Annotated in this window: 15 protein-coding genes; 11 read left to right on the top strand and 4 right to left on the bottom strand. The window is 27.5% G+C overall.

The features are described from left to right. Positions 1-175: 175 nt before the first annotated feature. Positions 176-1,090, bottom strand: a complete 915-nt coding sequence (locus tag ACY1IQ_RS19500) for a DMT family transporter (RefSeq protein ID WP_461615555.1) — start codon at positions 1,088-1,090, stop codon at positions 176-178. Between the two features lie 495 nt (positions 1,091-1,585). Between ACY1IQ_RS19500 and ACY1IQ_RS19495 the strand changes: the two genes are divergently transcribed. The 5 genes from ACY1IQ_RS19495 to ACY1IQ_RS19475 all read left to right on the top strand — a co-directional run bounded on the left by ACY1IQ_RS19495 (position 1,586) and on the right by ACY1IQ_RS19475 (position 6,817). Then, positions 1,586-2,938: an aminotransferase-like domain-containing protein gene (locus ACY1IQ_RS19495; protein WP_461615554.1), complete on the top strand. Its 1,353-nt coding sequence runs from the start codon at positions 1,586-1,588 to the stop codon at positions 2,936-2,938. 443 nt (positions 2,939-3,381) lie between these two features. Further along, positions 3,382-3,510 (top strand): hypothetical protein, encoded by a 129-nt coding sequence (locus tag ACY1IQ_RS19490; RefSeq protein WP_461615553.1) that lies wholly within the window; start codon positions 3,382-3,384, stop codon positions 3,508-3,510. 26 nt (positions 3,511-3,536) lie between these two features. Next, positions 3,537-3,917: a MarR family winged helix-turn-helix transcriptional regulator gene (locus ACY1IQ_RS19485; protein WP_461615552.1), complete on the top strand. Its 381-nt coding sequence runs from the start codon at positions 3,537-3,539 to the stop codon at positions 3,915-3,917. Positions 3,918-3,928: 11 nt separating this feature from the next. Then, entirely contained in the window at positions 3,929-5,320 is a 1,392-nt protein-coding gene (locus tag ACY1IQ_RS19480; RefSeq protein ID WP_461615551.1) for an MATE family efflux transporter, read from the top strand. Positions 5,321-5,716: 396 nt separating this feature from the next. Next, positions 5,717-6,817, top strand: a complete 1,101-nt coding sequence (locus tag ACY1IQ_RS19475) for a radical SAM/SPASM domain-containing protein (RefSeq protein ID WP_461615550.1) — start codon at positions 5,717-5,719, stop codon at positions 6,815-6,817. A 221-nt stretch (positions 6,818-7,038) separates the two neighbouring features. Here ACY1IQ_RS19475 and ACY1IQ_RS19470 read toward each other — a convergent pair whose 3' ends face one another. Together ACY1IQ_RS19470 and ACY1IQ_RS19465 are read right to left on the bottom strand one after the other, a co-directional pair. Continuing rightward, a complete protein-coding gene (locus ACY1IQ_RS19470) occupies positions 7,039-7,458 on the bottom strand; it encodes a peptidoglycan-binding domain-containing protein (RefSeq protein WP_461615549.1) in 420 nt (139 codons plus the stop codon). A 100-nt stretch (positions 7,459-7,558) separates the two neighbouring features. After that, the gene (locus tag ACY1IQ_RS19465; protein ID WP_461615548.1) at positions 7,559-7,981 is read right to left on the bottom strand and encodes a peptidoglycan-binding domain-containing protein; all 423 of its coding nucleotides are present in this window, start codon (positions 7,979-7,981) and stop codon (positions 7,559-7,561) included. Positions 7,982-8,403: 422 nt separating this feature from the next. On the opposite strand from ACY1IQ_RS19465, the gene ACY1IQ_RS19460 reads away from it, so the two are divergent. Then, complete coding sequence (locus ACY1IQ_RS19460) at positions 8,404-8,544, top strand: hypothetical protein (RefSeq protein WP_461615547.1); 141 nt, start codon at positions 8,404-8,406, stop codon at positions 8,542-8,544. Between the two features lie 185 nt (positions 8,545-8,729). Beyond that, positions 8,730-8,864, top strand: a complete 135-nt coding sequence (locus ACY1IQ_RS19455; RefSeq protein WP_461615546.1) for a hypothetical protein — start codon at positions 8,730-8,732, stop codon at positions 8,862-8,864. Positions 8,865-9,064: 200 nt separating this feature from the next. On the opposite strand, the gene ACY1IQ_RS19450 is transcribed toward ACY1IQ_RS19455, so the two are convergent. Continuing rightward, positions 9,065-9,934 carry a methionyl aminopeptidase gene (locus tag ACY1IQ_RS19450; protein WP_461615545.1) on the bottom strand — a complete coding sequence of 290 codons (870 nt, stop codon included), beginning with the start codon at positions 9,932-9,934 and terminating at the stop codon, positions 9,065-9,067. Between the two features lie 513 nt (positions 9,935-10,447). On the opposite strand from ACY1IQ_RS19450, the gene ACY1IQ_RS19445 reads away from it, so the two are divergent. From ACY1IQ_RS19445 to ACY1IQ_RS19430, 4 genes are read left to right on the top strand one after another with little or no spacing between them, the layout of a single operon-like run. After that, positions 10,448-11,071 (top strand): TetR/AcrR family transcriptional regulator, encoded by a 624-nt coding sequence (locus tag ACY1IQ_RS19445; RefSeq protein ID WP_461615544.1) that lies wholly within the window; start codon positions 10,448-10,450, stop codon positions 11,069-11,071. Between the two features lie 17 nt (positions 11,072-11,088). Next, entirely contained in the window at positions 11,089-11,973 is an 885-nt protein-coding gene (locus tag ACY1IQ_RS19440; protein WP_461615543.1) for an ABC transporter ATP-binding protein, read from the top strand. Between the two features lie 5 nt (positions 11,974-11,978). After that, the gene (locus tag ACY1IQ_RS19435; protein WP_461615542.1) at positions 11,979-12,776 is read left to right on the top strand and encodes an ABC transporter permease subunit; all 798 of its coding nucleotides are present in this window, start codon (positions 11,979-11,981) and stop codon (positions 12,774-12,776) included. A gap of 42 nt (positions 12,777-12,818) precedes the next feature. Further along, positions 12,819-13,616, top strand: a complete 798-nt coding sequence (locus tag ACY1IQ_RS19430; RefSeq protein ID WP_461615541.1) for an ABC transporter permease subunit — start codon at positions 12,819-12,821, stop codon at positions 13,614-13,616. Positions 13,617-13,860 lie beyond the last annotated feature (244 nt).

The raw sequence follows: 13,860 nt of genomic DNA, 5'->3' as shown, positions 1-13,860 counted from the left end.
ATATACTAACTTAAAAGTAAGTAAAAATTATTCTATTTAGAATTATAATATCTCATATAAGAATTATCTCATATGAGATATTATAATTACGAATGAAATATAAAAAGTTTTTAGTAAAAATAAAAAGCTGTAGATATTTATGTATCTACAACTTTTACAATTTTAAAATATTATTTTAAGATACTGTTTTTTTATTTGAAAAATTTGTCCCAATTATACCAAGAAGAATCATGATTGCTCCAATGATATGAAAGTATTCTAATTTTTCTTTTAAAAAGATTACACCAGCTATCATAGTTATTAATGTTGAGAGATTAATAAACACACTCATCTTAGAGGCTTCTATTTTAGATAATGCATAGTTTAATAGTAGCGATGTGATAAGTGATGATAATATACCTAAATAAACTATCGAAACTACAAATAATGGATTGGTAAAGGGTTTAAAATAAAGATTAAGAGTTCCATTTAAACTATGATTAGTGATGGATACAATATTAAAAAATAAAAAGCCTATAGCATTTACAATGTAAGTTAAGCATATAGGACTATATTTTCCTGTCAATTTTTTTGCTAGCACATTGTTTCCAGCAGAAGAAAGTGCAGATAGAAGAATAAATACTATGCCTATAAAAGCATTACTTCTTAAATTTATGCCTTTCATAAGAAATATATAAATAACTCCAGCTGCAGATAAGAGTAGTGATGTTTTCTGTAACATACTAGTATATTCTTTTAGAAAGAATATTGAAAATATTAATGTGAAAACAGGAACTGTTGCTTGAATTATTCCTGCTTCAGAAGAAGAAATATAAGTCAGTCCAAAAGCTTGAAAAGCAAAAAACATAATTGGATAAAATAGTGAAAGTGGAAGGATAGGAAGTATATCCTCTTTATTTATATCTAATTTTATCCATCCTAATAAAATAGGTATAGAACCAAAAATAAACGATATTGTGAATCTGTGCGCAAGTATATCAAGAGGCGTTGCTACAGTTAGAGTTAATTTTGTAAATAAAAAAGAGAGACCTGTGATAAGAGCATTTAATATAGCTGCACAATAAGCCTTTTTTTTATATGAAAATCTCATTTATATATTCCTCCTAAATATATTTATAGATATATCAGATCTAAAATTAATATATGTAAAAATAATTAATATTTTTTAGTATCATAGTTGAAACTATTGAATCCACAATTCACAATTGTGGATATTTCTCAGCAAAAGCTGAGAAATTTTAAATTATTTATTTTTGAAGTGATACAATTACTTTTTGTCTAGCAAATTTAGCTATATTACCTATTTTCATTATTTTAGTTAAATAAATAGGTGTTGTTCCGACCTATACTGTACTTCAGGGGAACCCTAAAGGGTTTCACTACTGTTCTCCAGAGGTGGAGACTAGCAATAATTATTAGTAAAGATTAATTTCCACCTGAATTGTCAATTGTCCATTCTCAATTGAATAAACCTTTATAGATTTATCATTAATTACACTTATATATTAGTTGATTAATATGTATGATACAATATAAATAAATCCTATCTATACCGGTACAGATTTTAAAGTAGGAGTGAAAATGTATGTACAAATATTTGGAAATATTAAATCATATGGAGAGCTTAATTCAAAATGAAGAATATAAAGAAGGAGATAAATTTCCTTCTATTCGTGATTTTACTCATCGTTATAATTGCAATAAAAGTACTATCATAAGAGCACTAGAGGAATTAGAAAAACGGCATATGGTCTATTCTATACCTAAAAGTGGATATTATGTTGTAAAGAGAAAAAATAATTCTAATAATAAAAATTTAATATTGGATTTTGCATCTTCAGCACCAGATCCAGAGGTATTTCCGTATTTAGATTTTCAGCATTGCATTAACGAAGCAATCGATATATATAAAAATGATTTATTTATATACGGAACTCCAAAAGGGCTGACTTCTTTAATTAATGTAGCACAAAAACAGTTAGCTAATTATCAGGTTTTTACTAATAAAGAAAATATTTTTATCACTTCCGGAGTTCAACAGGCATTGGCTATATTAAGTACAATACCTTTTCCAAATAAAAAAGAAACAATTTTAATAGAACAACCTAGTTATCATTTATTTATAGATTATTTAAAAACTCATAAAATTCCTGTGATAGGTATTAAAAGAACTAGTGAAGGAATTGACTTAGGTGAGCTGGAGAGACTATTTAAAACAGAAGATATTAAATTTTTCTATACAATGCCAAGATTTCATAATCCACTAGGAACGTATTATTCTCAAAAAGAAAAAAAAGCTATTGTAAAGCTGGCACAAAAATATGATGTGTTTATTGTGGAAGATGATTATTTAGCTGATCTAGAACAGGATTCGAAAGCAGATCCTATTTATACCTATGATGACTTCTCACAGGTTATTTATTTAAAGAGCTATTCAAAGATTATCTTTCCAGGCTTACGAATAGGTATTGCTGTTATCCCTAATTCTATTCTTGAAAACTTTAGTAAATATAAAAGACTTATGGATGTAGATAGCTCTATGCTTTCTCAAGCAGCATTAGAAATCTATATTAAAAGTGGTATGTTTGATCGTCATAAAGAAAAGATTAAATCTTCTTATTCTTTAAGAGCTAATTATTTAAAGAATTCCTTAGAAAAACAATTTAAAAACTGTAGTGGTATTTTTGAATATAAATCTGTTAAAAATCCTTGTGTTCATACCTATATAACCCTAGATAATATAATATCCAATGAAAAACTCATAAATAGATTAAAAAAGAAATCTATTATAGTAGCAACAGAAGAGGGACATTATTTGGATTTCTTTCCAAAGGAAAGAATGCTTAAATTAAACGTATCAAATATAAAGGAAGATTATATTGATAAAGGAGTTTCAGATATAATTGAGGAAATTAAGTATATGAAAAAGAGAATTTAGGGTAAAAGATGTAAATAATCTATATATTGATAAACTTTAAAATGAAAAATAAGTTTTCTATAAAAATAGCTTAAATCCTTAGAAATTAATGATTAACAATTAATAATGAAGAATTCAGGAAAAAATTCACTAGAGGTGAGTTTATTAAAATAAAATTTATTTTAATAAACTCCAAAGGCTTTAGCAGTGGAGTTTTAACCATAATTCTTCATCTTTCATTCATAAAAAATAATTTTTGTTATGGAAATTAAAATCAAGTATAAGTTGAATTTTTATTGTGGAACCCTATATAAATAGAAATAGTGGAGCTAATCATCGTAAAAAATGTTGATATGATAGGGGCAATTAGATATAATTAGTTGTGGACACAACTAAATTTTAAATTAATAAAGAAGTTAATTTTGAAAGCATTAATACTATAAAACATATAAAGTAGGTTGTGAATGAATTTAGTTAACTATGGAGGGGAATTTTTCAAAAGACTACCATGGATGTATAATTGCGTCCAAAAAGTTGGCATTGCAACTAATTTAAAGCGAGGTGTAGGAACTTGCATAAGTGTGATAGCATAGGGAAATATATAGCACAAGTGTATAGAATGAATGGGAAATTAGCTTCAAAATCTTTTAGTAAATTTGGTATAGGTAGTGGACAATATGTTTTTTTGATACATTTATATTCTAATGATGGAATTAATCAAGAATGTATAAGCTCAAATTTAAATATAGATAAAGGTACTACTGCAAGGGCATTGAAAAGATTAGAAGAACTAGACTATATAATAAGGGTTGTGGATGAGGAAGACAAAAGGGCTTACAGAGTTTTTTTAACTGATAAAGCAAAATACATAGAAAAAGAGTTTTTTGAAATACTAGCAGAGGCAAATAGAGTACTTACTAAAGATTTTACAGAAGAAGAAAAAGCTTTAGCAATAAGTTTATTAAAAAGAATGGTTAATAATTCTAAAGATCACGTTTAAGGAGGAAAAATATGGATAAAGACAGAGAAAAGAGATTAGCAGGTGAAGATATAAAAAAGCTTCTTATTAGCTTTTCCATTCCTAGTATGGTGGGAATGTTAGTAAATGCACTATATAATATAGTAGATAGAGTATTTATAGGTAAAATACCTGAGACTGGTAATTTAGCTATTACAGGAATAGGACTTACCTTTCCAATAGTAACAATTTTACTTGCTTTTGCTATGCTTGTAGGAGTAGGTGCTGGAGCAACGGTATCTATAAGGTTAGGTCAGAAAAAGAAACATGAGGCTGAAGAGATTTTAGGTAATGCTTTCTTCCTTATGATAGTAATCAATATATCACTTACTATACTTGGACTAATTTTTGCAGAACCTATATTAAGAGGTCTTGGAGCATCAGAAAAGACCGTAGGATATGCTTTATCTTACATAAGAATAATATTACTTGGAAATGTATTCAATAATGTAGCTTTTGGGTTAAATAATCTTATAAGGGCAGAGGGCAATCCTAAAATATCTATGTATACAATGCTATTTGGAGCAGGACTTAATACTATATTAGATCCTATATTTATATTTGTATTTGGTATGGGAATAGAGGGAGCTGCTGTAGCTACAGTAATATCCCAAATAGGATCAGCTATATGGACCCTAATGTACTATTTTAGAGGAAATAGTATGCTTAAGATAAAAAAGGAGAATTTTAAATTAAAATCTCACATAGTAAAATCAATATTTGCTATAGGAATATCTCCTTTTGCAATGCAATTAGTAGCTAGTGTTGTATCAGCTATATCTAATAGAGCTTTAAGTACTTATGGTGGAGATACCGCTGTAGGAGCTATGACAGTAATAAGTAGTGTATCTATGATATTTTTAATGCCTATTTTTGGAATTAATCAGGGTGCACAACCTATAATAGGATATAACTATGGAGCGAAAAATTATAAAAGAGTTAAGGATACATTAAAGTATGCAATAATAGGGGCATCATCAATTTGTATATTGGGCTTTTTAGCTATACAGCTGTTCCCAGAAACTATAATAAAGTTCTTTAATAATGATGCAGAGCTTATTAAGGTAGGAACAAAAGGTCTTAAAACTTATCTATTTATGTTACCTATAGTAGGTTTACAAATAGTAAGTTCTAACTTTTTCCAATGTATAGGGAAAGCTAAAAAATCTATATTCTTAAGTATGACAAGACAAGTTATATTTTTAATACCACTTCTTTTAGTGTTACCTAAATTTATGGAGTTAAATGGCATATGGTTTGCAGGTCCAATAGCAGACTTTTTAGCATCATTAGTAACAGTTTTATTCTTAATTTATGAAATAAGACGTTTAAATGATAAACATAATCAACAGATTGAAAAAGTAGCAATTGGAAGAGTGGATTAAGCTTGAAAATTAATATTGAATTAAGGTTTTAATAAGTGAGCTATCTCAATATAGGAGTGAGATAGCTCACTTTTTTACTAAAAAACTTCTATAATAAAAAATTTTGATGGTATTTTTTATTATAGAATTTTTCCATTAAAGCAAATTGTGATTTTCATTTGTAACATAATCTATTACTGATAAATGAATAAAGATTTAAAATTATAAAGAGAAGATTATTCTGATAAAGGAGTTTTAGATATAATTGATGAAATTAGATATATGAAAAAGAGAATTTAGGTTAAAAGATATGAATAATCTAGATATTGAGAGATTTTAAAAACAAACATATAGATTTATTATGGAATACTATATTAGTTATTTAGATATTTAAAGTGATAATTGGAGGATGGGGTAATGGAAAAAGAAAGTTGTTCTGAGATATCTAATAAGAACTTAACAAAAATGCTAAATAAATCAATTGGATTTCTTATTGAAGATTTTATAAAAATAGCTCTTAGTGATTTCTCTTCAGCAAAAAATATTATAAAAATTGCATTAAAACAAAAAAACACAGGAAATATTAGAAGTAAATATGAAGAAAGTGGACTTCATGTACCACCATTTATGATAGCGTCTATTACAAGCACATGCAATTTAAAGTGTAAGGGATGTTATGATAGAGCAAAAGCTCATAAATGTTCATTAGAACTTAGCGAACAACGGTGGTCAGATATTTTTCTTCAGGCTAGGGATTTAGGGATATCATTTATATTACTTGCAGGTGGTGAACCACTTACTAAAGATAAAGTTGTTAAAGAGTGTATAAAATTCCCAGAGATTATTTTTCCTATGTTTACAAATGGGATATTGATTGATGAAGAGTGGACACAGTTTTTTGCTACATGTAGAAATCTTATGCCAGTTATAAGTATAGAAGGAGATAGAGAGCAAACGAATGGTAGAAGAGGGGAAGGGGTATTTGAAAGAGTTTTATTAAGTTTTGATTTACTTAAAAAAAGAAATATATTTTACGGAATATCAATAACTATTACGTCAGAAAACTTTTATCATGTTTTAAATGAAAATTTTATTAGAGAATATATTAATAAAGGATGCAGGGCATTTTTCTTTATAGAATATGTTCCTTTTGATACCACTACTGAAAATCTTGTAATATCTGATACGCATAGGGGTGAACTTGATGTCAGGCTTAGTAAATTGAGAAAAAAATATAATGGAATATTTATATCTTTTCCTGGAGATGAAAAGGTATTTGGAGGATGCTTAGCTGCTGGTAGAGGGTTTATTCATATCAATTCAAGAGGTGGGGTTGAAGCATGTCCTTTTGCACCATATTCCGATGTTAATTTAACTGATTTAACACTTAAAGAGGCTTTAGCTTCACCTATGTTAGAGGAAATACAAAATCTTCATGGTTTGCTAAAGGATCATAAAGGCGGATGTACATTGTTTGAAAATCGAGAACTTGTGGAGAAGGCTTTAGAAAGAGTGTAAATTAATTTTTATCTTAATGTAATATATAAGTAAAGATAATTTAGAATTTTTTAGTATTCTGATTAGAATCAATTTTAATCACATTAATATAGAGTTAAACAAGAAAATTTTTAAATATCATATTATAATAATCAATAGATTTTGATTTTATATGTTTTAAAAGCAAAAGTGTTGAATTTATTAAAATTCAACACTTTTTATAAAAAATTTATTTCTATATTTTATTTATTATATCTACTATATGATACATCCATAATTACTCTCCAAACCGCTGGAGTAACTATTCCATCTACCTCAAGTTCATGTTTTGTTTGAAAATTTTCAACTGCCTTTTGTGTCTTAGGACCAAAGAATCCAACCTTATCCAAATCATTATATCCTAGATGAGTAAGAGAACATTGTAAATGTTGCACATCCCTAGCAACAGGTCCTCTGTCAATATCTCCAGGACGGCATGTCCTTAAAAAGTATGGTACAAAACCTTCATTTATAGGTTCCATATCACAATAATCTCTAGGACCGGTTATAACACATCCACCTGGTAGTATACCTTGACTTCCATCGATAGATGCTTTTGCTGGAACTGTTAAAATACTAGTAGCCATAATTGCTGTTAAAGCTAAGATTGCATATTTTTTCATAGTAATCCTCCTCTAAAAAATATAATTTTACTGATATTCTTTAATAACAATTGCATTATATCTTTTTTTATATTTATTAATTTATAAACTTATTAATTTTCTAGTTTATTAATTCATTAAGAGATACATCTCTAATTGCTTCCCAAGTTTCTGGAGCAACTATTCCATTTACATCAAGTCCATATTTTGCTTGAAAATCTTTAACTGCTTCTTCAGTTTTAGGACCAAATACTCCAACTTCATCTAAATTTTTATATCCCATAGTGGTAAGAAGACACTGTAAATGTTGTACGTCTCTAGTAACAAATGTATCCACATCTCCAGGGCAGCATGTTCTTAAATAAAATGGTACGAAACCTTCATTTCTAGGTTCCATTCTGCAATAATCGTTTGAAAACTCACTTCCTAGAACACATCCACCTTCCATAATACCGTAATATTGATCAGGGGAAGCTTTTGCTGAAACTGTTAGGATACTGGTAGCCATAACTGCTGTTAAAGCTAAAATTGCATATTTTTTCATAGTAATCCTCCTTTAAAAGATATAATTTTATGAATATTCTTATAAAATTATGAATATTCTTATAATTTTATGAACATTTTTTAACGTTCAATTGAATTATATCGTTCTTTATATATATGTTCAATAATTGAATTTATTGGATTTTTTGGATATAGGTGCATAAAAGGAGAATCTCTTACATTTATTTGATTTTACTCATTTTATCTCCTGTTCTCTCAATTTATTGAAAATAATAGCTAGCTCTTAATAAGAATTAAGTAACTTAATTGTAATAATTTGTTCTAATTGTAATAACAAAATCCCATCATGAAAGGTGTCTTAATAGTATATATTGTAAATCCTGTGGTAAGTCTCTTGTTAATAATAAATTAAGAGAAAGATTAATTGGAGGGATATGTGGTGGAATTGGTGCTGCAGTTCTAATGTTTGCTATGTACAACTTCTGCAATAATACCTTTGGAATAAAAGATATTATTTTAATAGTATTATGGATTTCTATGGTAGCAGTTGCAGCTTTATGTTTTACAAAGCTTGAAATTGAAGAAAATAAATACTATGAATAATTAATCTACACATTGCATGCTAAGAACTATGAAAAATTTTGAATATATATGAGAAATATACTATTAAATGAATTAGAGATAATAAATATATTATTGAGATTAGATTATTTAAGAGTGTAAAAAAATTTATATGTTTTGTGAATATTATAATATATACATAAAAAATCATTGGAGGTGACACTCATTTGAGTAAGAAAAATATATCAATAAGAAAAGATTTTTTAATTTTATATATACCTATAGTTATTATATATGTGTTAATTAGTGGTGATGTAGGTGAAGTACCAACATATATAAGAGAAATTTTTAATAAAGTTTAGTTTTAAAGAGATATGGATATTAAGACATAAAGCTATAAATCAACTAAACTAAATGTTTAGATATTTAGTTATTTTAAATATTAAATATAAGGTTTAAATCATATATTTTAAAATAATAAAAATCTACAAACACTAATACATTTTCATATTAGTGTGTAGATTTTTTACTTATTATCATATGAAGATAAATTTAATAAACTTTATTTACTAAGTATCTCTATTCCATATTCTGTTACTAATATTGTGTGTTCCCATTGTGAAGAAAGTGATCCATCTTCTGTGAATACTGTCCAATCATCATCAGAATCTATTACTATTTCATAAGAACCAGCATTTATCATAGGCTCTATGGTAAATACCATACCGGGTACTAAAATCATGCCTTGACCTTTTTTGCCATAATGAGCTACAAAAGGTTCCTCATGAAATTCAAGTCCAATACCATGACCACCAAAATCTTTTACTACAGAGTAACCATGCTTTTCTGCATGTTCTTGAACTGCTGCACCTATATCACCTAAAAATCCCCAAGGTTTTACTGCTTCTATACCTTTATATAGGCATTCCTTTGAAACTTCCACTAGTTTTTTTGCTTCCTCACTTGCTTCGCCAATGATGAACATCCTTGAAGCATCTGAATAATATCCATCTAGTATTGTAGACACATCTATATTTATTATATCTCCATTTTTAAGAGTTATATGTTCACTAGGAATACCATGACATACTTCATCATTTATTGAGGTACATAAACTTTTAGGATATCCTTCAAAATTTAGAGTTGCTGGAATTGCTCCTTGAGATACGGTATAGTCATGAACTAATTTATCAATTTCCTCAGTACTCATACCTTCTTTTATATTTTTACCAACTAAGTCCAATACAGCATTATTAATTTTGGCACTTTTTTTTATACCTTCAATTTGTTCTTTAGTTTTAATAATACTTCTTGGTGGAGTTTGAAATCCCTGTGATTTTAGAGCATCTAATTTATTATCAAATTCAATATGACATTTTTTATATTTTAATCCGCTGCCGCACCAGCATAAATCATTTCTATTTAAATTCATACAATCTCTCCTAACTTTGTATATTTTGTAACAGTATATCTAACTACGCCTTTACTACTATTTAAATTATACTGCTATAGTTGTGATTTTAAAATACGATTTAATTAAAATAATAATTATTCTCATAATATAAATTATATGCAAAAACCTACAAATAAATAGAACTTGTCAGCATGGAATATAATTTATAAGCAATTGATAATTGACAATTGACGATGGAGAACTATTGATACTTATCTTTTATAAGAGAAGTTTTCAATAGATTTATTTTGAAATGACGCAGTCACTTTTATTAAAAATCTATTTAAAGAAATTAATTTGCAACATTAATTTCTACCATAATTGTCAATTGTCCATCGATCAAACTGTTCCCCAGAGGTGGAGAAAACTCGCAATAAAGTTGTTAATAAATTTTTTAAAAATGCAATTGACCACAATAGTCAAAAAGAGTTATAATATTATTGACTGATATGGTCAATTATTTTGTTGTATATTACAAAGGAGGAGTGCAATATGTTTTCAAAGTTTTTGAATCTAGATGTGGAAAAGCAGGATAGAATTTTAAATGCAGCAATGAAGGAATTTGCACAAAAGGGTTTTGAAAAAGCTTCTACAAATGAGATTGTCAAAGAAGCAGATATATCAAAGGGGTTACTATTTCATTATTTTAAAGATAAGAAAAATTTATTTTTATTTTTATATGATCACTGTATTGATGTAAGCATGAATGAATTTTATAAAAAGATTAATTTAGATGAAAAAGACTTTTTTATTAGGTTGAATCAAATGTGCATAATTAAATTTGAGCTACTAAACAAATATCCTGAAATGTTTAGATTTATTGAAACAGCATATATGGAAAACTCAAAGAGTGTTAAGCAGGAGTTAGATGAAAGGAAAGAAAAGCTTATTAAGATCAATTCTATTAAAGTATTTGAGGGCATTGACCTTTCTAAGTTTAAAGAAGACATTGATGTAAAAAAAGCTATTAATATTATCATTTGGACTTTTCAGGGGTTAGGAGATGAGGCGCTTAAAAAAGCAAAATTATTATCCTTAGATAAGCCTGACTATAGTGACGTTTTTAAGGAAGCAGATATTTACATAGATATGTTTAAAAACTGTTTCTATAAATAATATAGGGAGGTCATAAAATGAATGTTATTGAGATTAAAAATTTGACCAAGAATTATGGAAGCGCAAGAGGAATTACTGATGTAAGTTTTAATGTTGAAGAAGGTGAAATTTTTGGATTCATTGGACCTAATGGTGCAGGAAAATCAACAACAATTAGGACATTATTATCACTTATACATCCAACCAGTGGAAGTGCTACAATTTTTGGTAAAGACTCTTTAAAGTTTGCTCCTGAAATTGCCAAGGAAATAGGATATTTGCCATCAGAGGTATTTTATTATGACAAAATGAAAGTAATTGATCTTTTAAAGTATTCTGCTAGTTTTTATAAAAAAGATTGTAGTAAAAGGATAGAGGAATTAGCAGAAATAATGGATCTTGACCTCAATAAAAAAATTGATGATTTATCTTTTGGAAATAAAAAGAAAGTAGGAATAGTTCAAGGGTTGCTTCACGAACCAAAACTTATTATACTTGATGAACCTACCAGTGGACTAGATCCACTTATGCAGCAAAAATTCTTTGATTTACTAAAAGAAGAAAATAAGAAAGGCACTACAATTTTATTTTCTTCACATATTCTAAGTGAAGTTCAAAAACTGTGTGATAGAGTTGCAATTATTAAAGAAGGAAAGATAATAACCGTTGAAAAAATTAGCATATTAAAGGAAAATAACCATAAGAAGATTAAAATTGAAACTATAAATAATATAGATAAGAATTACTTTAATATTGAAGGTGTTAGTAATTTAGAAGTAAAAGATAATACAGTTAGTTTTTTATTTAGAGGTAATATCAATTTAATTATGAAAAAACTTTCCTCAATAGAGCTATCTAATTTATGGGTAGATGAACCTGACCTTGAGGAAATTTTTATGCATTATTATGAAAAGGAGAATTAAAAGATATGAATATGTTTTTACATGAATTAAAGGCATATAGAAAATCAACAATTGTATGGACATGTGTATTAGTAGCTGTAAGTATTCTCTTTTTATCATTATTTCCATCCTTTTCAAAGGATGTTGCAGAATTTAATAAAATACTTGAGAGTTTTCCAGAGGGAGTAAGAAAAGCATTGGGAATTTCTATAGATACTATTTCTACTTTTATAGGTTTCTATTCCTATGTATTTTTGTATATAGTACTATGTGGCTCGATTCAGGCTATGAACTTAGGTGTTTCAATTTTATCAAAGGAAGTCCGTGAAAAAACTGCAGATTTTCTATTAACAAAACCTGTAACTCGTATGCAAGTTGTTACATCTAAACTGCTAGCGGCATTAGCTTCGCTAATAATTACTAATGTAATTTATATAGCAGCAACTACCATAGTTGGATTAGCTGTAGCAGAGGGAACTTTTGACTTCAAGATATTTTTTATGATTTCTATTACAGGATTTTTTGTTCAACTTATGTTTTTATCATTGGGGGTTATTATTTCTGTGTTAGTTCCTAAAATTAAATCTGTACTTCCAATTTCACTTAGTACAGTATTTGGATTCTTTATCATAAGTATGTTTGGGTCTGTTATTGGAGATAATGCAATACGCTATATAACTCCATTTAAATATTTTGATACAGCATATATAATTAAAAATTCTGCTTATGAAGCTTCCTTTATAATTATAGAGATACTTTTTATTGGGATTACTACTGCTATCAGCTACCTAATATATTCTAAAAAAGATATTCATGCAGTTTAGTCATGGTAGCACTTTAAATTTTCGTGTAAAGGAGATCTGACTATGAATATATTTATTAGAGAAATAAAAGCTAATAGAAAATCGCTTATTCTGTGGTGTATTGGTGTGATATTAATGGTTGTTGCTGGAATGGGTAAGTATGGGGTAGTATCAAGTTCAGGGGAATATATGAATGATATCATATCATCAATGCCTAAATCTTTGCAAGTTATGTTTGGTACAGTTTCCTTTGATTTATCAAAGGCTAGTGGATTTTATGGAGTAATTTTTTCATATTTAGTTCTAATGGCTACTATCCATGCTTCAATGCTAGGAGCTAATATAATTTCAAAAGAAGAGAGAGATAAAACAGCAGAATTTTTAATGGTAAAACCTATTTCAAGAAATAAAGTTATCACATCAAAGTTATTAGCAGCCTTTTTTAATATAGTTATTTTTAATGTTATCACCTTAATTAGTTCAATCACTATTGTTGAGTATTATGCTAAAGGTGAGGGAATAACTAGCGATATTGTAATATTGATGATTGGAATGTTTATTTTACAGTTAATATTTTTGACTATAGGTACAGGAATAGCAGCTATAAGCAAAAAGCCAAAAACTGCAACCACTGTATCTACAGGGATACTTTTAATTACTTTTATATTATCCATGATAGTTGATATGAATAGTAATCTTGATGGCTTAAAATACATTATACCATTTAAATATTATGAAGCTAAAAATCTTATGTTTGGCGGTGGTTTTGAACCTATGTTTGTAATCTTATCTGTTATAATTATTACAGTTTTATTGTGTACAACGTATGTATTTTATAGAAAAAGAGATTTAAATGTATAGTAATGATGATGTATTTTATTGAGCAACTATAATTTTATTGAATGATATATAATTAAAAAGATGACTCACTAGGGATAAAACTAGTTGGGTCATTTTTATTTATAAAGACACAGAAAAATTGAAAGAAAGTATTCTTAAAGAAAATAAAAGAAGGGAAAAGTTGCAAAAGAAAAATTAAACAATTATAATATAAACTGGCTGTTGTGGTATAAAAAGGGTATGAAATTAGAGGAAAATAATATGT

This window comes from Clostridium sp. Marseille-QA1073, from assembly GCF_054863625.1.
Note: the sequence above shows the minus strand (reverse complement) of the source record. Positions and strands in the feature narration are given on the sequence as shown.